The organism is Paenibacillus sp. 01T422, assembly GCF_056398785.1.
The window spans coordinates 1-362 of sequence record NZ_JBFTQB010001739.1 but is presented as its reverse complement, the minus strand read 5'-3'; the positions used below and the strand labels follow the sequence as shown (position 1 = coordinate 362).

The window sequence follows — 362 nt, the reverse complement described above, 5'->3', positions numbered from 1 at the left end:
AAGGTAATGACTGAGGCGGATTTTGAGCGTTGGATAGATGGCGCTTATTTTTATATGTTGTCTGATTATGTGGTTGCAGTGACTTTGGCAGAAACAGATATGGCTCAACAAGTTGCAGACAAATGGATCCTAAGCGGCGATGAGCTGAAAATGTCAGCGGGCTGGAGTTGTTATTGCTGGCTGTTGGGCAATAGGCCGGACAGCGAATTTGATGAAAGCAAGCTTGCCGATATGCTTGAAAGGGTGGAAAAAACGATTCATGATTCGCCCGAAAGAACGAAATACGCTATGAATAATTTCATTTACACAGTAGGCGTATCCTATTTGCCGCTTCATGACAAGGCAGTTGAAATTGCTAAGGC

At 43.9% G+C, this 362-nt stretch carries 1 protein-coding gene; it reads left to right on the top strand.

Features of this window, described 5'->3' with window-relative positions:
* The coding region (locus tag AC1DUA_RS41010; protein WP_477505068.1) for a DNA alkylation repair protein at nt 1-362 on the top strand (362 nt) is incomplete at both ends.